At 60.3% G+C, this 18,461-nt stretch carries 18 protein-coding genes; 12 read left to right on the top strand and 6 right to left on the bottom strand.

Going from position 1 to position 18,461, the window contains the following annotated elements; all coding sequences use genetic code 11:
- Positions 1–7: 7 nt before the first annotated feature.
- The 7 genes from JJN09_RS03810 to JJN09_RS03780 all read left to right on the top strand — a co-directional run bounded on the left by JJN09_RS03810 (position 8) and on the right by JJN09_RS03780 (position 9,298).
- On the top strand, positions 8–1,012 hold the full coding sequence (locus JJN09_RS03810) for an NAD(P)-dependent oxidoreductase (protein ID WP_302851964.1): 1,005 nt from the start codon (positions 8–10) through the stop codon (positions 1,010–1,012).
- A gap of 230 nt (positions 1,013–1,242) precedes the next feature.
- Positions 1,243–2,400 (top strand): oxidoreductase, encoded by a 1,158-nt coding sequence (locus JJN09_RS03805; RefSeq protein WP_249485783.1) that lies wholly within the window; start codon positions 1,243–1,245, stop codon positions 2,398–2,400.
- Between the two features lie 134 nt (positions 2,401–2,534).
- Entirely contained in the window at positions 2,535–3,635 is a 1,101-nt protein-coding gene (locus tag JJN09_RS03800; RefSeq protein ID WP_249485782.1) for an efflux RND transporter periplasmic adaptor subunit, read from the top strand.
- On the top strand, positions 3,632–6,709 hold the full coding sequence (locus JJN09_RS03795; RefSeq protein WP_096818710.1) for a MexW/MexI family multidrug efflux RND transporter permease subunit: 3,078 nt from the start codon (positions 3,632–3,634) through the stop codon (positions 6,707–6,709). The genes JJN09_RS03800 and JJN09_RS03795 overlap by 4 nt, the downstream gene beginning before the upstream one ends.
- Positions 6,710–6,718: 9 nt before the next feature.
- Complete coding sequence (locus JJN09_RS03790) at positions 6,719–8,170, top strand: efflux transporter outer membrane subunit (protein ID WP_249485781.1); 1,452 nt, start codon at positions 6,719–6,721, stop codon at positions 8,168–8,170.
- 129 nt (positions 8,171–8,299) lie between these two features.
- Positions 8,300–8,665, top strand: coding sequence for a helix-turn-helix transcriptional regulator (locus JJN09_RS03785; protein ID WP_007953843.1), 366 nt, complete (start codon positions 8,300–8,302; stop codon positions 8,663–8,665).
- Between the two features lie 75 nt (positions 8,666–8,740).
- Complete coding sequence (locus JJN09_RS03780) at positions 8,741–9,298, top strand: chorismate lyase (RefSeq protein WP_249485780.1); 558 nt, start codon at positions 8,741–8,743, stop codon at positions 9,296–9,298.
- Between the two features lie 51 nt (positions 9,299–9,349).
- Here the strand turns inward: JJN09_RS03780 and JJN09_RS03775 are convergent, their stop codons facing one another.
- The 5 genes from JJN09_RS03775 to JJN09_RS03755 all read right to left on the bottom strand — a co-directional run bounded on the left by JJN09_RS03775 (position 9,350) and on the right by JJN09_RS03755 (position 12,272).
- A complete protein-coding gene (locus JJN09_RS03775) occupies positions 9,350–9,625 on the bottom strand; it encodes a LysR family transcriptional regulator (RefSeq protein ID WP_249485779.1) in 276 nt (91 codons plus the stop codon).
- Positions 9,626–9,684: 59 nt separating this feature from the next.
- Positions 9,685–10,194 (bottom strand): flavin reductase, encoded by a 510-nt coding sequence (locus tag JJN09_RS03770; RefSeq protein WP_007953834.1) that lies wholly within the window; start codon positions 10,192–10,194, stop codon positions 9,685–9,687.
- A gap of 146 nt (positions 10,195–10,340) precedes the next feature.
- A complete protein-coding gene (locus JJN09_RS03765) occupies positions 10,341–10,718 on the bottom strand; it encodes a MerR family transcriptional regulator (RefSeq protein ID WP_249485778.1) in 378 nt (125 codons plus the stop codon).
- A 51-nt stretch (positions 10,719–10,769) separates the two neighbouring features.
- Entirely contained in the window at positions 10,770–11,345 is a 576-nt protein-coding gene (locus JJN09_RS03760) for an NAD(P)H-dependent oxidoreductase (RefSeq protein WP_249485777.1), read from the bottom strand.
- 45 nt (positions 11,346–11,390) lie between these two features.
- Complete coding sequence (locus tag JJN09_RS03755; protein ID WP_249485776.1) at positions 11,391–12,272, bottom strand: LysR substrate-binding domain-containing protein; 882 nt, start codon at positions 12,270–12,272, stop codon at positions 11,391–11,393.
- Between the two features lie 141 nt (positions 12,273–12,413).
- On the opposite strand from JJN09_RS03755, the gene JJN09_RS03750 reads away from it, so the two are divergent.
- Positions 12,414–13,178 (top strand): sulfite exporter TauE/SafE family protein, encoded by a 765-nt coding sequence (locus tag JJN09_RS03750; protein WP_249485774.1) that lies wholly within the window; start codon positions 12,414–12,416, stop codon positions 13,176–13,178.
- Here JJN09_RS03750 and JJN09_RS03745 read toward each other — a convergent pair.
- Positions 13,168–13,482: a putative quinol monooxygenase gene (locus tag JJN09_RS03745; RefSeq protein ID WP_249485770.1), complete on the bottom strand. Its 315-nt coding sequence runs from the start codon at positions 13,480–13,482 to the stop codon at positions 13,168–13,170. The two genes, JJN09_RS03750 and JJN09_RS03745, sit on opposite strands and share 11 nt — an antisense overlap.
- Before the next feature lie 201 nt (positions 13,483–13,683).
- Between JJN09_RS03745 and JJN09_RS03740 the strand changes: the two genes are divergently transcribed.
- The 4 genes from JJN09_RS03740 (at position 13,684) to JJN09_RS03725 (ending at position 18,397) form a co-directional block, all read left to right on the top strand.
- The gene (locus JJN09_RS03740) at positions 13,684–14,274 is read left to right on the top strand and encodes an NAD(P)H-dependent oxidoreductase (protein WP_249485768.1); all 591 of its coding nucleotides are present in this window, start codon (positions 13,684–13,686) and stop codon (positions 14,272–14,274) included.
- A gap of 60 nt (positions 14,275–14,334) precedes the next feature.
- Entirely contained in the window at positions 14,335–15,246 is a 912-nt protein-coding gene (locus JJN09_RS03735; protein ID WP_249485766.1) for a LysR family transcriptional regulator, read from the top strand.
- Positions 15,247–15,349: 103 nt separating this feature from the next.
- Positions 15,350–16,243 carry an NAD-dependent epimerase/dehydratase family protein gene (locus JJN09_RS03730; RefSeq protein ID WP_249485764.1) on the top strand — a complete coding sequence of 298 codons (894 nt, stop codon included), beginning with the start codon at positions 15,350–15,352 and terminating at the stop codon, positions 16,241–16,243.
- Between the two features lie 432 nt (positions 16,244–16,675).
- Positions 16,676–18,397, top strand: coding sequence for a carbamoyltransferase C-terminal domain-containing protein (locus tag JJN09_RS03725; RefSeq protein ID WP_249485762.1), 1,722 nt, complete (start codon positions 16,676–16,678; stop codon positions 18,395–18,397).
- Positions 18,398–18,461 lie beyond the last annotated feature (64 nt).

Here is an 18,461-nt window from a genome sequence, read left to right as displayed (position 1 = left end):
TAAAGGTGTGTTTGAAACCCTTGCCGCGAAGAATGAATCAACGTGGCACTTGAAATGTACGCCTGTACACGTACAATCGCAATCGTGGGGCATTGTACAAACGGATTTGAAGACCTCATCGAGAGAGGAACGCGACATGGAACTGGGATTTATCGGTCTGGGCACCATGGGTGCGCCGATGGTGCTGAACCTGCTGAAGGCCGGGCATCGGGTCCGCGTGTGGAATCGCTCGTCGGCACCGCTTGAAGCACTGATCACAGCCGGTGCTGAAGCTGTCGATACACCGGTGCTTGCAGCGCAGGCCGAGGTGCTGATTTCGATGCTCGGCGATGACACGGCGATCCGCTCGGTGTTCCTCGGCGCCAAGGCGCTGGAAGGTCTGCAGGCCGGCAGCGTTCACGTCAACATGTCCACGGTGTCCGTGGCGCTGGCCAAGGAACTGGCGGCCCTGCACGAGGCGCGCGGCGTCGATTACGTGTCCGCGCCGGTTCTGGGGCGGGTCGATGTTGCGGCCGCCGGCAATCTGAATATTCTCGCCTCCGGGCCTGCCGAAGCATTGGCCCGGGTGCAGCCGCTGTTCGATGTGCTGGGCCGCAAGACCTGGCACTTCGGTGAAGCTGCAGACGTGGCGTGCGCCGCCAAACTGTCGGCCAATTTGATGGTCGCCTCGGCGATCGAGTCGCTGGCCGAAGCCTCGACCCTGGCCGGTGGCTACGGCATCAGTCGTGCGGCGTTCATCGACATGATCACTTCGACCCTGTTCCCCGTTCCGGTCTATCAGGGTTACGGCAAGCAGATGGCCGATGAGACCTTCGAGCCGGCCGGTTTCAAATTGTCGCTGGGCCTCAAGGATGTGCGCCTGGTGCTGGAGGCCGGGGAGGCCGCTCAAGTGCCGTTGCCGTTTGCCAGCGTGTTGAAGGATAACTTGCTGGACGGCATGGCCCATGGTCAGGCCGATCAGGACTGGGCATCGCTGTCGCGGGTCAGTGACCGGCGTGCCGGCGTGAAGTAATTAAAAGATTCAAGCAACGTAACTTGTTCGCAAGTTACGTTGGCCTCTTGCGCCTTGCATTATTGTCGGACAGTGATTGCACTTTCATTGAGATTTGAAAGAAGTCTGAGAATAATGCTTGTCAAATGTACGACTGTAGACGTACATTTTTATCGGGGTTTAACAACAATAAAAAGTTCTGTCTGTTTTTTCGTCTGCTGATCGTAAATAAATAATAGCTAGGAGCCGTTATGAAAAATCTAATGCAATGGAACAGCCTTCCCTCCGAATCCAATGAATGGCTCGAGAAGGTGCGTGCACTGAACCCGCTGATTATTCAGCACCGCGATTACAGCGAGCAGACCAATGCGACGCACAAGGATGTGATGTCCCGCTTCTTCAAGGACGGTTTTGGCCGTACGTCGGTGTCCCGAGCGTTCGGCGGCTCCCAGGTCGATATCCAGACCACTTCCGCGCTGGTGCTGGAATTTGCCCGGCATGATGCCTCGCTGTCCTGGCAGCTGGCGGTTCAAGTGGCGATGGGGCGCCTCTCGGACTACCTGCCGGAAGCCACTTCCGAAGCGATCTACAACCACTGCGACGGTTTCGTGATCGGCGCCATTCACTCCGGCGGCGAAGCGCTGCCAATGGGCGACGACTACCTGCTGAGCGGCAAGTGGGCCTTCGCCAGCGGCTCGGCCCACGCCGACTGGCTGGTCTGCACCGCCACCGTCAAAGGCACCGAAAACAACACCACCCCGGAAGTGCGGATGTTCTTCGTACCCGCCAGCCAGTGCACCATCCTGCCGACCTGGGACACCCTGGGCATGCGCGGCACCGGCAGCCATCACTTCCAGTGCTCCAACGTGATCGTCAACAAGGCGTTCTCGCTGGACGTCGAAACCCTGAAAAAATCCCCCGAAGTACGCAGCTCCCGGGCCTACGCCACCGGTTACTACGAATTCGGCACCCTGGCAGCGATGTCCACCGTACTGGGCGTGGCCCGGGCCGCCGTTGATCACTTCCGCAATGATCGTGCGATCAACACCGACCCGGGCCTGGAAGGGGTGATCTTCGAGAAGACCGGCCGCGCCATCTCCTCGGTGCACACCGCGCAATTGCTGCTGGAAGATGCAATCCATCAGGTGATTGGCCGTGGTGAAACCATCGGCGAACCGGTCAGTGCCCGCGTCGGTCTGGCAGCTTCGGTACTGACCGAGAATTCGGTCAATGCAGTTAACCAACTCTACTCGATGGCCGGTTCCAAAGCGGTCTACAAGTCGCACTTCCTGGAGCGTTGCTTCCGCGATATTCATACCGGTTCGAAGCACTTCACGCTGTCGCCTTTGAACTTGCACGGTATCGGCAAGTATTACCTGGATAAAACCAACGTACTGGCCGCGGCGTAATAGCGGATAAATAAAACGGGCGCGTTATCAGTGAATGTTCACAGGGATCAATAGCGCGCCCGTTCTAAGTTGCACCTTTATTTTCTTAAATCTCAAACTTTTGTGCTCGCAGTAAAGAGTCAAGGGAGTGCCATATGCTTGCTCGAAATATTATTAAGTCGCTGGTGTTTATTATTCTGGTCGTAGTGCTGTCCGCCGCGCTCGGCTGGCGTTTCTGGTCGCCCCAACCGGCTGCGGCCGAGCAACGGATTCCCAGCACCCGGGTCGGTCTGGCCGTGGTCAAGAAACAACCGTACACCTACTACCTCGAAGCCATCGGCAAACTCGAAGCACAGCGTCAGGTGCTGGTCTCGGCTGAAGTCAGCGGCAAAGTGGTGGACATCGATTTCGAGTCCGGTGATGAAGTGAAGGCGGGGCAGGTGCTGCTCAAGCTCAACGACGCACCCGAGCAAGGTGAACTGGTTCGCCTGAAAGGCGAGTACGAATCGGCCAAGGCGCAGTTTGCCCGTGTTCAGGAACTGGCCAAGACCGGCGCCGAAAGCCGTCGCGCCTTCGACAGTGCCCGCGCTCAATACGACGCGGCCAAGGGCGATATGGAACGCATGCAGGCGCAGATCGCTCAACGGCACATTCGTGCGCCGTTCGGCGGCACCCTCGGTATTCGCCAGGCGCACCTTGGCCAGTACCTGCAAGCCGGCAGCGCGGTAGCGACCCTGACGGATCCGGGCCTGCTGCGCGTCAACTTCACCCTCGCCGAACGCGATGGCTCGCAAGTGCAACTGGGCCAGACCGTGCAGGCCAAGGTCGATGCCTGGGGTGACGCGACCTTCGCCGGCAAGATCGTTGCGGTCGATCCGCAGATCAACCAGTCCCATACCATCAACGTTCAAGCAGTCATCACCGACACGCAAAAACGCCTGCGCCCCGGCATGTATGCACGGGTTTCGGTGACCCTGCCACAGACCGCCGAGCTGCTGATTCCGGAAACCGCGATCACCTACAACGCCTACGGCGAGAGCGTGTTCTCGGTCTACACCGACGAGGCCGGCGTGCAGAAGGTCAAGCGTGAAAGCATCAAGGTCGGCGAGCGTCGCGATGGCTGGGCGGTGGTCGACAAGGGCTTGATCGAAGGTGTGCAAGTGGTGACTTCCGGTCAGCTCAAACTCCACGACGGCGTGGCGGTGGAAGGCGTGCCGGACACGATTGCTCTTAAACTCAGTGGGCTGGAAAAATGAATTTCACCGACCTCTTTCTTCGCCGCCCGGTGCTGGCCGTGGTGGTCAGCACGCTGATCCTGCTGTTCGGGGTACGTGCGCTGATGAACCTGCCGATCCGTCAGTACCCGATGCTGGAAACGTCGACCATCACGGTCACCACCCAGTATCCCGGCGCCTCTTCGGAACTGATGCAGGGCTTTGTTACGCAACCGATCAGCCAGGCCGTGGCCTCGGTCGAAGGCATCGACTATCTGTCGTCGGCCTCGACCCAGGGTCGCAGCCAGGTGACGATCCGCATGGCACTCAACAGTGACTCCATCGCGGCGCTGACCGAGGTCATGGCCAAGGTCAACCAGATCAAATATCGCTTGCCGAAAGATGCTTACGACCCGGTGGTTGAACGTACTTCCGGCGGTTTCACCAGCGTGGCCTACGTCGCGTTCGCCAGTTCCAACCTGACCATTCCGGAGATGTCGGATTACATCTCCCGTGTCGTCGAGCCGATGTTCGCCGGCATCGAAGGCGTGGCCAAGATCAACATCATGGGCGAGCAGAAACTGTCCATGCGCCTGTGGCTCGATCCGCAGCGTCTCGCCGGTTACGGCATGACCGGGCAGGACGTTTCGGCCGCCATCGAAGGCAACAACTTCCAGGCAGCGCCGGGTCAGGTCAAAGGCCTGTACGTGGTCAGCAACCTGCGGGTCAACACTGACCTGAACAGCGTCGAAGACTTCCGCGACATGGTGCTGCGCAACGACAACGGCCACATCATCCGTGTACGTGACGTCGGCACGGTGGAACTGAACGCAGCCTCCACCGACACCAGCGGCGCGATGAGTGACGTACCGGCGCTGTTCCTCGGTCTGGACGCCGCTCCGACCGGCAACCCGCTGGTCATCGTCAAACGCGTGCGCGAATTGCTGCCGCAGATCCAGGAAACGCTGCCACCAGGCGTGACCGTGCAGATCCCGTTCGAAGTGGCGCACTTCATTCAGTCGTCGATCGACGAGGTGAGCTACACCCTGCTCGAAGCGCTGGTGATCGTGGTGCTGGTGATCTACCTGTGCCTCGGTACGTTCCGCACCGTGCTGATTCCGCTGGTGACCATTCCGCTGTCGATGCTCGGCGCGGCGATGCTGATGCAGATGTTCGGCTTCAGCCTCAACCTGCTGACCTTGCTGGCGATGGTGCTGGCCATCGGGTTGGTGGTGGACGACGCCATCGTCGTGGTGGAAAACGTTCACCGTCACATCGAAGAGGGCAAGACGCCGTTCGACGCTGCACTGATCGGTGCGCGTGAAGTGGCCGGGCCGGTGGTGGCGATGACCTTCACCCTGGCGGCGGTGTACGCGCCGATCGGTCTGATGGGCGGCCTCACTGGTACGCTGTTCAAGGAGTTCGCGCTGACCCTGGCGGGCGCCGTGGTGATTTCCGGCATCGTCGCTCTGACCCTGTCGCCGATCATGAGTACCCGCCTGCTGGACGCGAAAACCAGCGAAGGTTTCATGGCGGTCAAGGCGGATCGTTTCTTCCAGTACCTGTCCCGTCGTTATGGCGCGCTGCTCGGCGGTTCGCTGGCACGTCGCTGGATCAGTCTGAGCGTGGCGCTGGTGATCTTCTTCAGCCTGCCGTTCCTCTATCGCTCGGCGCAGACCGAACTGGCGCCGCTGGAAGACCAGAACATCCTGCTGACCGCGATCAAGGCGCCGCAGCACGCCAACCTGAATTACCTCGAGGCCTACGCCCACGAGTTGTACAAGACCTTCAACGAAATCCCCGAGGGCTACAGCAACTGGGTGGCGAACGGTTCCGACGGCCTGTCCAACAGCGTCGGCGGCATCAACCTGGTGGACTGGGAAAAACGCGGCCGCGATGCCAACACCATCCAGCCTGACTTGCAGGCGCGGGTGAACCAGATCGAAGGCACGAGCATTTTCGTGTTCCAGATGCCGCCGCTGCCGGGCTCTACCGGTGGTCTGCCGGTGCAGATGGTGATCCGCAGCGATCAGGATTATCTGGCGCTGTACAACGTGATGGATCAGCTCAAGAAAGCGGCTCAGGCCAGTGGTCTGTTCGCGGTGGTCGACAGCGATCTGGACTTCAACAACCCGGTGGTGGAAATCCAGGTCGACCGCGCCAAGGCCAACGCCCTGGGCATCCGCATGCAAGACATCGGCGAGACGCTCAACAGCCTGATCGGCGAGAAGTACGTCAACCGGTTCTCGTTCCACGGTCGCTCCTACGACGTGATCCCGCAGTCGGTGTCGGCGGATCGCCTGACCCCGGAAACCCTGAAGCTGTATTACGTGAAGGATCAGAAGGGCAATCCGGTGCCGCTGTCGACGCTGGCCACCCTCAGCGTCAAGGTCGAGCCGAATCGCCTGACCCAGTTCAACCAGCAGAACTCCGCCACGTTCCAGGCCATTCCGGCGCCGGGCGTGACATTGGGTGATGCGGTGGGCTTCCTGCAGAAACAATCGGAAAACTTCCCGGCCGGCTTCAGTTTCGACTGGCAGTCCGACGCCCGCCAATACGTGCAGGAAGGCAACAGCCTGGCGTTCACTTTCGGCCTGGCCCTGGTGATCATCTACCTGGTGTTGAGCGTGCAGTACGAGAGCTTCCGCGACCCGTTCATCATTCTGATCAGCGTGCCGTTGTCGATCTGCGGGGCTTTGGTGCCGCTGGCGCTGGGCATGACCTCGATGAACATCTACACCCAGATCGGCCTGATCACACTGATCGGTCTGATCAGTAAGCACGGGATCCTGATGGTCGCGTTCGCCAATGAGTTGCAGCGCCAGCAAGGCATGGACCGCGTGCAAGCGATCCAGCACGCCGCGCAAGTACGTCTGCGGCCGATCCTGATGACCACCGCTGCCATGGTGGTCGGCCTCGCGCCCCTGTTGTTCGCCAGCGGTGCCGGCGCCAACAGCCGCTTCGGCCTGGGCCTGGTGATTGTGGTGGGGATGCTGATCGGCACCTTGTTCACCCTGTTCATTCTGCCGTCGGTGTACACGCTGCTCAGTTCGATCAAGCAACCGAGCCACGCACCCGAAGCCGAGCCGGCCGGTGTGCCGCAACCCATCCTGTGAGGACGTGACATGTATTCGATTACACGTTTGATGCTGGCGCCCCTGGCGGCGTCCATCCTGTTGGCGGCGGGGTGTGTGAACTACGCCGGGATCGATCATCAGGGCAAATTGCTGGCGGTCGGCGATGCGCCGTCCGACAGCCTGAAAGACAAGTTGCCACCGGCCCAGTGGCCGCGTGCGGACTGGTGGACATCGCTGGGTGATCCGCGTCTGGGCGCGTTGATCGAAGAGGCGTATGCCAGCAACCCGGACTTGCAGGAAGTCGCTGCCCGGGTCGCCAAGGCCAACGCGTTTCTCGATCTGCGCGATGCCGAACGTTACCCGGAAATGGATGCGTCGGCGGGTGTCACTCGCGGTCGGCTGTCGCGCTTCGAGGACTACAGCGGCGAAGGTGAAAAGTACTTCACCGCACGCAATCTGGCGGTGAATTTCAGCTACACCTTCGATCTTTGGGGCGGCCAGCGTGCCTCCTGGGAATCGGCACTCAACAGCGCGAGAGCCGCGGAAGTCGACCTGCAATCGTCGCGGCTGATTCTGGCGACCAACGTGGTCAAGGCTTACAACCAACTGGCGTACGCCTGGCAGGTGTCGGAGCTCAATCAGCGCGATCTCGAACGCTTGAGCAAACTGGTGGAGCTGACGGATTCGCGCTACGGCTCGGGGCTCGATAACCTGTCGCAGCTCAAGCAAGTGCAGAGCCTCAAGGCGCGTTCGGAATCGACCCTGATCGGCGCCAACGAAGACATCGAAATCGCCCGCCTGCAACTGTCGGCGCTGATCGGCAAGGGCGTCGATCGTGCGCACACGCTTGAGCGGCCATCGAATCTGCAGGCCAGCGTGGTGGCATTGCCGGCGCAGTTGCCGGCCCAGTTGCTCGGTCGTCGCCCGGACATCGTTGCGGCGCGCTGGCGAGTGGAGGCCGAGACCAGGAACGTCGAGGCGGTGAAGACCACTTTCTACCCGAACATCAACCTGGTGGCGGCGGCGGGTTCGCATGCCTTGATCGGTGATGCGATGTTCGCCGGGGTCAGCAAGTTCTGGAATGTGGCGCCGACGGTGTCGCTGCCAATCTTCGATGCGGGGCGTTTGCGCTCCGATCTGAAGGCCGGCAACGCTGAACTCGACAGCTCCATCGCGCAGTACAACCGAGTGCTGAATTCGGCCCTGCACGAGGTGGCGATTTCGGTGACGCAGCTGCGTTCTTTCGAACAGCAAATTGTTGTGCAGCGCGATGCCTGTTCGATTGCGCAGTCGTCTTACGATCTGTCGCAGTCGCGCTACAAGGCCGGGGAGGACACGTTCCTCGATGCGCTGAACATCGAGCAGCAATTGATTCAGGACGAAATGCGCCTGGCCTTCCTCAACAGCAAGCACATCGACAGCTCGGTTTCGTTGATGGCGGCGCTGGGCGGCGGCTTCCAGGCCCCTGCGCTGGAGACGGCACAGAGCACTGCTCTGTAGTGTTTTCCGGGACGCCGCCTTCGGGGCGGCTGTCGCGGGAAAAAAGCATCTTGTGTATAGTCTTACTGTTCTCGTATAGACGAATACAAGACGGATTTTTCCCGCCTATATCATCAAGGGTACCTACCTATGAACGTCCCGAATCATCCCAATCAGGATCAGATCCTTCTGGAAAATGTGCTGAACGCATTGGGAAGCCCGCTACGCCTGACCGTGTTGAAAGTGTTGTCCGATGGCCAGGAACATCCATGCGGCCGGATCCTCAAGGGCGCATCGAAGTCGACCATGACTCACCACTGGCGGGTTCTGCGCGACAGCGGTCTGATTTGGCAACGCCCCTACGGTCGGGAAAACCTGCTGTCCCTGCGTCGTGAAGACATGGACGTGCGTTTCCCGGGGCTTCTCGACTCGCTGCTGTCGGCGGTCAAGACTGATGAACAGACCATCAGCGTGATCAGCAAACACGAAGTGACCGAAGAAAACGGAGCCGAGTGACAGACACCGCCGGTGAAGGGTTGGCCTTCCACGGCAACCAATCAATTCACCATCACCAGGAAGGTGTGTGCGGGTATGGATACAAGTCATTACTGGTCGTCGCGACCCCTGTCGGAATTGACCGGCTCCGAGCATCACTGGCTGTTTTTGCCCGGGGCCTTGACCCCGCGTCTGAAGGCCATGGGCGACTATTCAATCGAAGTGGTCGAGCAGTCCCATGGCCCGCTCAATCCTGAAGAAGCGCAAGCGCTGAACGTGCCGCCGATGACCATCGGCTGGGTGCGCGAGGTGGTGATGAAACTGGATGGCGAGGCCTGCGTCACCGCACGCAGCCTGACCAGCGTGCCGGCCCTGAACGGCGACTGGGCGGATCTGAACGGCTATGGTCGTCGACCGCTGGCCGAGATTCTCTACACGTCGGAGCAGACTCTGCGCGAGCCCTTCCAGTGCGCCTTGCTGCCCCCCGGCGCACCGCTGGCGGCGCTATCCCGTCGCTACGCGCCGCAGGCCAAACGTCTGCTGGCCCGACGTTCGCGCTTCACCCGCAATGGTTCGGCGCTGCTGGTCAGCGAGTGTTTCCTGCCGGCGTTCTGGGCACGGGTCGAGTACGCTCAGGCGCTCAAGTCGGCCTGACAAAATGAAACCTGCGGGAGCGAACGCCCGCAGGTTTTTTTTCGCAGTTTTTTAGAGCCGGATGACCGCTTCGATCTGTTTGATCGCCGGTGCCAGCGCTTGCGCCAGTTCCTCGGCTTTCGAAGTCGGGTGCATGGTTCTGGAGGCGCGCAGAAACAGAGGATCATCGAACCGCTTGCGCAGTCGTGCCAGCGATCCGCTGATGGCGGGTTGTTTGACGTGCAGGCGTTCGGCCGTGCGTGACACGCTGCGTTCGCGGAACAGCACCAGGAAAATGATGATCAGGTTCAGGTCGATATCCGCGAAGTTGTCTTCATTGAATAGCATGGTTACATCCCTGTCATGACCCGCCGGCTGACGTCAGCCAGCGCCGGCGGGTGTCTGGATCACTGCTCGGGTGCCAGGCGCAGTTCGTCGTTCAGACGGTAGTAACTGCGGTTGAAGTAGACCAGGCCTTCCGTGGCCTCGCTGTGTTGCTGCAGTTCGAGGATTTCACAGTAGAAAATGCTGTGGGTGCCGACCTCGTCGACTTTGCTGACCCGGCAATCGAGGCTGACCAGCGCCTCTTCGATCACCGGCGAACCGGTCTTGAGCGTCTGGCAATTCACGCTGGAAAAGCGCTCCTGCATGCTCAACTGCCGATTGGCGAACGCCCCTGATGTCGACTGATGATCGCCGGTCAGGACGTTCACGCACAGCACGCCATTGGTCTTGAAATGCTCGTGGTTGGACGACGAGCGATTGACGCACACCAGCAGCGTGGGCGGTGAATCCGTCACGCTGCACACCGCCGAGGCAGTAAAACCGAAACGCCCCGCAGGGCCATCGGTCGTGACGATGGTGACGGCACTCCCCAGCATCGCCATTGCATTACGAAACTCCGTTGAATCAACCATCGCGTCACCTCATTCCATGTAGGTTTAATGGAGCCGATCCGTTCTTCCTTGTCCGTTGTCGTTGTGCGAAAACGGGTACCGGGCAACACGTTCGCTCTGGCGATATAGTACGTATGTATTCGTACCTTGAAAACTATTCCTTGTGCTTATTTTGCAGTCGATACGCTCGACAGGCATTGCTGTTGCGCGTGTTCAAGGCTGGCCTCCAGCGCGCTCAGTTCCTCTTGCTGTCGGGTGAGTGTGAGGAGCTGCGCTGCGATCTCCTGCTGCTTGCCGGCAATCGCGCGTCGGGCCTTTTCATAGGGCGACAATTCCGGTTGGCCGGCAAAGATCGCCTGCAATTCCCTGAGGCGAAAACCCAATGCCTGCGCGCATTTGATAAAGCTCAGCAGCTCGACCGTCTGCGGATCGTAAATCCGGTATTTGCCCTGGCGCCGGGCCTCGGGCAACAGGCCGATCGATTCGTAATGGCGGATGGTCTTGATCGTAGTTCCCGAACGCTGTGCGGCCTGGCCGATGTACATGTGCAAATCCCTTTTCTCCGTCAGCGGGCATGCGCACCAATAGCGGAAAACTCAATGGCGGGCAATCGATCCGGCCTGCTTCAGCCAGGTTTCGCGCTGATGGTCGCTGGCGCCGAGTACCGGCCCGAAGGTCAACGTGCGACGGGGTTCGATACCGCAGAACGCCAATGTGTTCTTGCGCACTTCGTGCAGGCCGGGCATGCGGTAGATCCAGCGGTAATACCAAGGCGGCGTGTCCATGGTGACCAGAAGGTGGGCGCTGCGACCGTGCAGGAGTTTGTCGGGAAACGCTTTGCCCTCGCGGTATTTGAACGCGAAACCCGGGAGCAGGACCCGGTCGAAAAAGCCTTTGAGAATCGCCGGAATTCCGCCCCACCAGATCGGGTACACCAGCGTCAGGTGTTCGGCCCACAGTATGTCGGCCTGGGCCTGGAGCAGGTCCGGTTCAAGTGTCTGAGCTCGGCTGTAGCCGTCGCGCAAGACCGGGTCGAAATCGAGCTGGCCGAGGGACAGTTGTCGCACCTCGTGCCCGGCCTCGCGGGCCGAGGCCAGGTAGTGTCCTGCCAGTGCCGCGCAGAAACTGTCGCTGGATGGATGGCCGAGAATCAGCAGGATTCGCTTGCCCATAGTTACTGTCCCTGAAGAAGAAACCTCAAGGGTAAAGTCTGCCCCTCAGGGCAGAGTCAAGGCGTCCAGCAAGGCGCGGGCGTAGGCGGGGAGTGCGGTGAAGTCGCGGGCGCACAGCAACAGTTTGCGCCTGGCCCACGCTTCATTCATCGGCAGGGATTTGAAGGCCTGCGGCGCGGCACGCTGGACCGCTGCCAGCGGCACGATTCCGATGCCAGCGCCCCGTGCCACCATGCGCATCACGCCGTCGAAACCATCGGCGCGGATGCGGATTTGCATTCGCGAGCCGCTGTGCAAGGCTTGTTCTTCCAGGTACACCGCCAAGGCGCTGTCGGCATGCAGCCCGATGAAGGCGTGGCGCAGGGCGTCGCTGAAACTGATTTCCGTCGCGTCAGACAGTGGATGCTCCAGAGGCAGGATCAGCACCAGCGGATCATCGCGAAAGGCTCGGGTCTGCAAGTCGGTGGTGTCGATCGCGTCGGACACGATGCCCAGATCCGCCGCGCCCTGGCGCAAGGCATGGGTGATGCGAGCGCTGGGCAACTCCTGCAAATCGATATCGAGATTGGGATGCTCACGCAAAAAATCCGCCAGCACCTCCGGCAGGTATTCGCTGAGCGCTGTGGTGTTGCACAGCAACCGCACCTGGCCTTTGACGCCGCGTGCGTACTCGGCCAGATCCTGTTGCAGACGTTCGGCCTGTTGCAGCAACACCCGCGCATGTTGCGCCAAGGCCTTGCCGGCCGGGGTCGGCGTGACGCCACGGCGCCCCCGTTCAAGGAACTCGGTGCCCAGCGACGCTTCCATGGTACGGATCCGCGCACTGGCCGCCGCCAGCGACAGATGGCTGCGAGCGGCGCCAGCAGTGATGTTGCCGCTGTCGAGGATGTGCAGGTACAAGCGCAGGTCGGTGAGGTCGAAGTGCATGGGGCAGCCTCAATATCAGTGTTGTCAGTCCCGACGAAGAGGCCGGTGGCCGCGAATAATCTACAAGCCTCTTGTACTGAAAGAGGCTGCCTCAGTGTATGACAGATTTTCAGTTCACCCGCGCAGGCGCACAGTATCGCCATGAACGCACTCGCAGATTTTTATCAAAACCTCGGTCTGGCCCTTTCATTGCTGGTTATTGCGACCTTCGTCATCGCCGGCCTGATCAAAGGCGTGATCGGCCTCGGCCTGCCCACCGTCGCCATGGGTTTGCTCGGTCTGGCTATGGCTCCGTCGCAGGCTGCGGCGTTGCTGATCATTCCAGCGACCCTCACCAACGTCTGGCAACTGGCGTTCGGCGGGCATTTGCGCGGGCTGGTAAAACGGCTGTGGTCGATGCTGCTGGCGATCTTTCTCGGCACCGCCATCGGCACGTTGTGGATCGGCATGGCGGGGGGGCATTGGGTGGTGCGCGGTCTGGGTGCGGCGCTGTTGCTCTATGCGCTGAGCGGATTGTTCCTGCCGACGCTGAGTGTCTGTCGCCGCCATGAACCGTGGCTGGGGCCGCTTTGTGGCGTGATCACCGGCGTCATCACTTCGGCCACCGGAGTATTTGTGATTCCCGCCGTTCCGTACCTGCAGGCACTGGGTTTGAACCGCGATGAACTGGTGCAGGCGCTGGGCCTGTCCTTCACCGTGTCGACCCTGGCGCTGGCCGGTGGATTGCTCTGGCGCGGGTCACTCGGCGGCGCGGAACTGAGCGCTTCGCTGCTGGCGCTGATCCCGGCGGTGCTCGGCATGCTGCTCGGCCAATCGCTGCGCCAGCGCATCAGCGCCGTGCTGTTCAAGCGAGTGTTCTTCATCGGTCTGGGCGCGCTAGGCGCCCATCTGTTGATCAGCGGCTAGCGGACGAATCGCTGAGCATGTCGATCGGGCGGATGTCGAAATCCCGCTCCAGATACTCCATGCGCTGAGCGAGAAACCGCTGCATGTGCGGCAGGTTCGAGTGCACGTCCAGATGCGCCTGGGTTTCCCAGATCTCGTAGAAGATGAACAGGCTCGGATCTTCCTTGTCGCGCAGCATGTGGTACTCGATGCAGCCGGGTTCCGCGCGGCTGGGTTCAACGTAGGCGCGGAAAAACGCTTCGAAGGCCTCGGCTTTTTCCGGGCGGGTCTTGGCGTGCAGGATGAAACCCTGGCGTTCGCTCATCGCAAAAAACTCCTCAGATTCAGATGGCGACCAATCCTAAGGCAACAATCGGCATTCGATTCGTGCGTTTTACTCAAATGAATTTTGCGCAACCGGTGCTTATTCCGCGCGAGGCGGATCGCTAATCTGCCGCCATTCAATTTTTCCCCTTCTCCATCCAGCGCTCTGCGCTGCGCATCGGAATCCGACCGAGGCTCTCTCATGAAAAAAGTGCTGTTGCTCAATGGCGGTAAAAAATTCGCCCACTCCGACGGTCGCTACAACACCACCCTGCACGAAGCGGCGCTGAGCGTGCTGGATCGTGGCGGTGTCGACGTCAAGACCACCTTCATCGACGAGGGTTACGACATTGCCGAAGAGGTCACGAAATTCCTCTGGGCCGACGTGATCATTTATCAGATGCCGGGCTGGTGGATGGGCGCGCCGTGGACGGTGAAAAAGTACATCGACGAAGTGTTCACCGAAGGCCATGGCAGCCTTTATGCCAGCGATGGTCGCACCCGTTCCGACTCGTCGCAGAAGTACGGCAGCGGCGGTCTGATCCAGGGCAAGCAATACATGCTGTCGCTGACCTGGAACGCACCGCAGCAGGCGTTCGATGACCCGACCGACTTCTTCGAAGCCAAAGGCGTCGACGCTGTTTACTTCCCGTTCCACAAGGCCAACGAGTTTCTCGGCATGACCGGCCTGCCGACGTTCCTCTGTGTGGACGTGATGAAACGCCCGAACATTGAAGCGGATGTGGCGCGTTACGAGCAGCATCTGACCGAGGTGTTTGGCCTCAAGGCCTGACGCTCGGCTACTATCGAAGGCCTGAGCTTGCGCAGCAGGCCTTTCGATTCGAGGACACCCGTGAAAGCCAGATCCGATGAGTTGCAGATTTTCGTCTGCGTGATCGAATGCGGTTCGATCTCCGCCGCCGCCGAGCAGGTCGGACAGACGCCGTCGGCCGTCAGTCGTACGCTGTCGCGGCTGGAAGCCAAGCTCGACACCACGCTGATCAACCGCACCACTCGGCGCATGGACCTGACCGAGGAGGGCAAGTATTTCTTCGAACAGGCCAAGCTGATCCTCGACCAGATGGATCAACTCGAAGAGCGCCTGTCCTCGCGTCAGCAAACGCCGTCCGGGCGACTGCGCATCAACGCCGCGTCGCCGTTCATGCTCCACGCCATCGTGCCGTACATCGACGAATTCCGTCGGCTGTACCCGGACATCCAGCTCGAACTCAACAGCAACGACCTGATCATTGACCTGTTGGAACAAAGCACCGACGTCGCCATCCGCATCGGCACCCTCGCCGATTCGACGTTGCATGCCCGGTCGCTCGGTTGCAGCCCGCTGCTGATCGTTGCCAGTCCTGCGTATCTGGAAAAACATGGCGCACCGCTCCAGGTGGCCGATCTCAGCGAACACACCTTGCTCGGCTTCACCCAGAACGAAGGACTCAATCAGTGGCCGTTGCGTTACGTGCACGGCGACCGCTGGCCGATCTCTCCGGCGATCAGCGCCTCCAGCGGCGAGACGGTTCGCCATCTGGCGCTGGAAGGCCAGGGCATTGCCTGCCTCTCGCATTTCATGACCATCGACGACATTCGCGCCGGGCGCCTCAAGGTGTTGCTGGCGGAATTCAACAGCGGTTATCGCCAGCCGATCAACGCGGTGTACTACCGTAACTCGCAACTGGCGCTGCGCATCCAGTGCTTCCTGGATTTCATCCAGAGCAAACTGGCGGCTTACGCCAGCGCCGATTTCAAAGGCTGATTCGTGACCCCTGCGCAAGAGTGAATTGGTTGAGGGCGGGTTTTTCCACAGGGTTCACCGGCCGATACTCGCTCTATCACTTATTTACGCAGGGAGTTTCTCCATGAACGTATTCGTCACCGGTGCTGCCGGTTTTATCGGCGGCTCCATCGCCACCGGTCTGGTCCAGGCCGGCCACACCGTCACCGGTCTTGTGCGCAGCGCCGAGCAGGCCGATGAGTTGAAAGCACTGGGCATCACCCCGGTGATCGGCACCCTCGACGACAAGACATTGCTGGCCGAACAGGCCCGCGCCGCCGACGCTGTGATCAACGCCGCCAGCAGCGACCATCGTGGTGCGGTCGAAGCCTTGCTCGATGCCCTGCGCGGCTCGAACAAAGTGTTCTTGCACACCAGCGGTTCGAGCATCGTCGGCGATGCCTCGGGCGGCAAATCCAGCGACGTCATCTACTTCGAAGACAACCTGCCGGAGCCGACTGTCGACAAAGCTGCACGCGTGGCCATCGACAACCTGATCCTCGACGCAGCGAAGGACGGCGTGAACTCGGCCGTCATCTGCAACACTCTGATCTACGGCCACAGCCTGGGCGTCCATCGCGACAGCGTGCAACTGCCGCGACTGCTGAAACAGGCGCGCAAAAACGGCGTGGTGCGTCACGTTGGCACTGGCCAGAACATCTGGTCCAACGTGCACATCGAAGACGTGGTGTCGCTGTACCTGCTGGCGCTGACCAAAAACGTCCCGGGCACGTTCTACTTCGTCGAAAGCGGCGAAGCGTCGTTCATCGACATGACCACTGCCATGGCTGAAGCCTTGAATCTGGGCCTGCCACAAGACTGGCCTCTGAAAGACGCCGAAGCCGAGTGGGGCTATGAAATGGCCAACTACGGCCTCGGCTCCAACAGCCGGGTACGCGGCAAACACGCCCGCGAATTGCTGGGCTGGGCGCCGAAGCGTACGTCGGTGGTTGAATGGATCCGTAACGATATGGTGTGAGTCCACACTGAACCTGTGAACGCCACTGAACCTGTGGGAGCTGGCAAGCCAGCTCCCACAGGTTTTTTTGTGCCCCGGAAATGAAGGACAGGGCGCCGAGGGGCATCGAAACGTTCAGAAAATTCCTACTAGCCTGATCCCCGCACAGACATGGCCAACGCAGCTGGCCGGTTTGTAGGATAGCGGGCACCCACTGGTTGTCTGGCCAAGAGGCCAGGTCGGTGGGTAACGCCCGTGGATTTTTTTTGCAAAAGGAATTTGCGATGGCAATACGCACCTCTGCTGCCTGCTCGTAAAGGCATATCCCGGGCGAACCAGATGATTTCGCCTCCTAACGGTTCATGACACGGCGCCAAGCGCCTTGGCCGGAGCATTGCGCTCTTCGGTCGTGGGCACACTCATCCGCGAAATTGGCAAGAACAAGGAGTAGTTATGGTCATTTTGGGCATTACCAATAACGATTTGTCAGGCGCTTGCCTGGTACGCGATGGTCAGATTCTCTCGGCGGTCAGCGAAGAGCGTTTCACCCGCATCAAGGACCACAAGATCTGGCCCGCCAAATCCATCGAGTTTGTGTTGAGCCAGGCTGGCGTGTCCCTGGAAGATCTCGATTACGTGGCTTACGGATGGAATGCCGGTTTCAACGCAGATAAACACCTTGAGTTGTATTTCGACCGAATCGTCGAGGAAGTCCGGAACAACCCCGAGGGCTTGGCGCAGTTCCGCCAGCGTGTCACCGATGAAGTCCGAAACGACAGAGAGAAACGCGCCGAATTCGACCAGTACATTGTCGCCAACGGCCTGGCCGGCAAGGCGTATTACATCGATCACCACGAGTGCCATGCCCTCGGCGCCTATGTCTGCTCGCCGTTCGATGAGGCCTTGACCCTGACCTGTGACGGGCGCGGCGACTTCCAGTCGCTGACCGTGACCTGGTACAGCCCGGCCGAAACCACGGTGCTGCAGCGCGAAACCAGCATCGACAGTCTTGGTTATTTCTACGGTCGGATCACTCATTTACTGGGCTACAAACCGAACCGGCATGAGGGCAAGGTCACGGGGCTGGCTGCTTTTGGTGATCCGCAGAAATTGCTGGGGGTGATGCAGGAGATGATCCGTTTTGAAGACGGACGCATCAAGGCCCGTTGCGGCGACCTGTTCGTGCCGTCTTACAACAACTACAGCGAATCACTGGAAACCCTGTTCTCCCGGGAAACCCCCGAGGACATCGCCGCCGCCGTGCAGCGCCATTCCGAAGACTTGCTGGTGGCGACCGTCAAACATCACCTGGATCAACGCGGCAGCACCAACCTGTGCCTGGCCGGCGGTGTGTTTGGCAATGTGAAGCTCAATCAGCGCCTGCGCGAGATTCCCGGCGTGAAAAACGTCTATGTGCTGCCATGCATGGGCGATGGCGGGCTGGCACTGGCGGCGGCTGTCGGGGCGGCGTACCTGGAAAGCGGCACTCGCTTCAAGAACCCGGCAATGACCCTCGGGCCGGACTCGCGCAGCGTTTCGCAGAACATCAACCTGATCCATCGCGACTACCCTGAGCTCGGATATCACACACCGTCGAACATCATCGACGTGCTGACCGACGCACTGATGGAAAACCAGGTGCTGGGCATGTTCAAGGGCAAGATGGAGTTCGGCCCGCGCTCACTGTGCAACCGCAGCATTGTCTATCACGCGCAGGATGGCGAAGTGAACGACTGGCTGAACAAGCGCATGCACCGCACGGAGTTCATGCCGTTCGGCCCGGTCACCGCCATCGAACAGGCAGCGGCCTGCTACGTCGGCTGGGATGAGGATCAAGTGGCGGCAGACACCATGACCATGACCTACGATTGTCATCCGCAGTTCAGCGAGGCCAGTCCGGCGGTGGTGCACATCGATGGCACGGCGCGGCCGCAGATCATTCGCCCGGAGCGTGATCCATTCATGCATCGTCTGTTGAATGCCTGGCATGAGCGGACCGGTCAGGCGGCGTTGATCAACACCTCGTTCAATCGCCATGAAGAGCCGATCGTGTGTTCGCCTCAGGATGCATTGGATGCGCTGAAAGAAGGGATGGTCGATCTGGTGGTGATGAGTGAATCGCTGATTGTCTGGCGCAAAGGCAAAAACAGCTTCACCCAACAACGCTTCGAGTAATGGAAGGATGATTTACAGGGCTCCGCTGGAGCCCTGTTCAGGAGCATCGAGCGTATGGTTGACC

The organism is Pseudomonas sp. HS6, assembly GCF_023375815.1.
GTDB lineage: Bacteria > Pseudomonadota > Gammaproteobacteria > Pseudomonadales > Pseudomonadaceae > Aquipseudomonas.
Note: the sequence above shows the minus strand (reverse complement) of the source record. Positions and strands in the feature narration are given on the sequence as shown.

Bases quoted from the DNA above. Each gene is read 5' to 3' on its own strand.
- JJN09_RS03805 (WP_249485783.1), top strand. From the start codon at position 1,243: ATGAAAAATCTAATGCAATGGAACAGCCTTCCCTCCGAATCCAATGAA.
- JJN09_RS03800 (WP_249485782.1), top strand. From the start codon at position 2,535: ATGCTTGCTCGAAATATTATTAAGTCGCTGGTGTTTATTATTCTGGTC.
- JJN09_RS03795 (WP_096818710.1), top strand. From the start codon at position 3,632: ATGAATTTCACCGACCTCTTTCTTCGCCGCCCGGTGCTGGCCGTGGTG.
- JJN09_RS03790 (WP_249485781.1), top strand. From the start codon at position 6,719: ATGTATTCGATTACACGTTTGATGCTGGCGCCCCTGGCGGCGTCCATC.
- JJN09_RS03785 (WP_007953843.1), top strand. From the start codon at position 8,300: ATGAACGTCCCGAATCATCCCAATCAGGATCAGATCCTTCTGGAAAAT.
- JJN09_RS03780 (WP_249485780.1), top strand. From the start codon at position 8,741: ATGGATACAAGTCATTACTGGTCGTCGCGACCCCTGTCGGAATTGACC.
- JJN09_RS03775 (WP_249485779.1), bottom strand. From the start codon at position 9,625: ATGCTATTCAATGAAGACAACTTCGCGGATATCGACCTGAACCTGATC.
- JJN09_RS03770 (WP_007953834.1), bottom strand. From the start codon at position 10,194: ATGGTTGATTCAACGGAGTTTCGTAATGCAATGGCGATGCTGGGGAGT.
- JJN09_RS03765 (WP_249485778.1), bottom strand. From the start codon at position 10,718: ATGTACATCGGCCAGGCCGCACAGCGTTCGGGAACTACGATCAAGACC.
- JJN09_RS03760 (WP_249485777.1), bottom strand. From the start codon at position 11,345: ATGGGCAAGCGAATCCTGCTGATTCTCGGCCATCCATCCAGCGACAGT.
- JJN09_RS03755 (WP_249485776.1), bottom strand. From the start codon at position 12,272: ATGCACTTCGACCTCACCGACCTGCGCTTGTACCTGCACATCCTCGAC.
- JJN09_RS03750 (WP_249485774.1), top strand. From the start codon at position 12,414: ATGAACGCACTCGCAGATTTTTATCAAAACCTCGGTCTGGCCCTTTCA.
- JJN09_RS03745 (WP_249485770.1), bottom strand. From the start codon at position 13,482: ATGAGCGAACGCCAGGGTTTCATCCTGCACGCCAAGACCCGCCCGGAA.
- JJN09_RS03740 (WP_249485768.1), top strand. From the start codon at position 13,684: ATGAAAAAAGTGCTGTTGCTCAATGGCGGTAAAAAATTCGCCCACTCC.
- JJN09_RS03730 (WP_249485764.1), top strand. From the start codon at position 15,350: ATGAACGTATTCGTCACCGGTGCTGCCGGTTTTATCGGCGGCTCCATC.
- JJN09_RS03725 (WP_249485762.1), top strand. From the start codon at position 16,676: ATGGTCATTTTGGGCATTACCAATAACGATTTGTCAGGCGCTTGCCTG.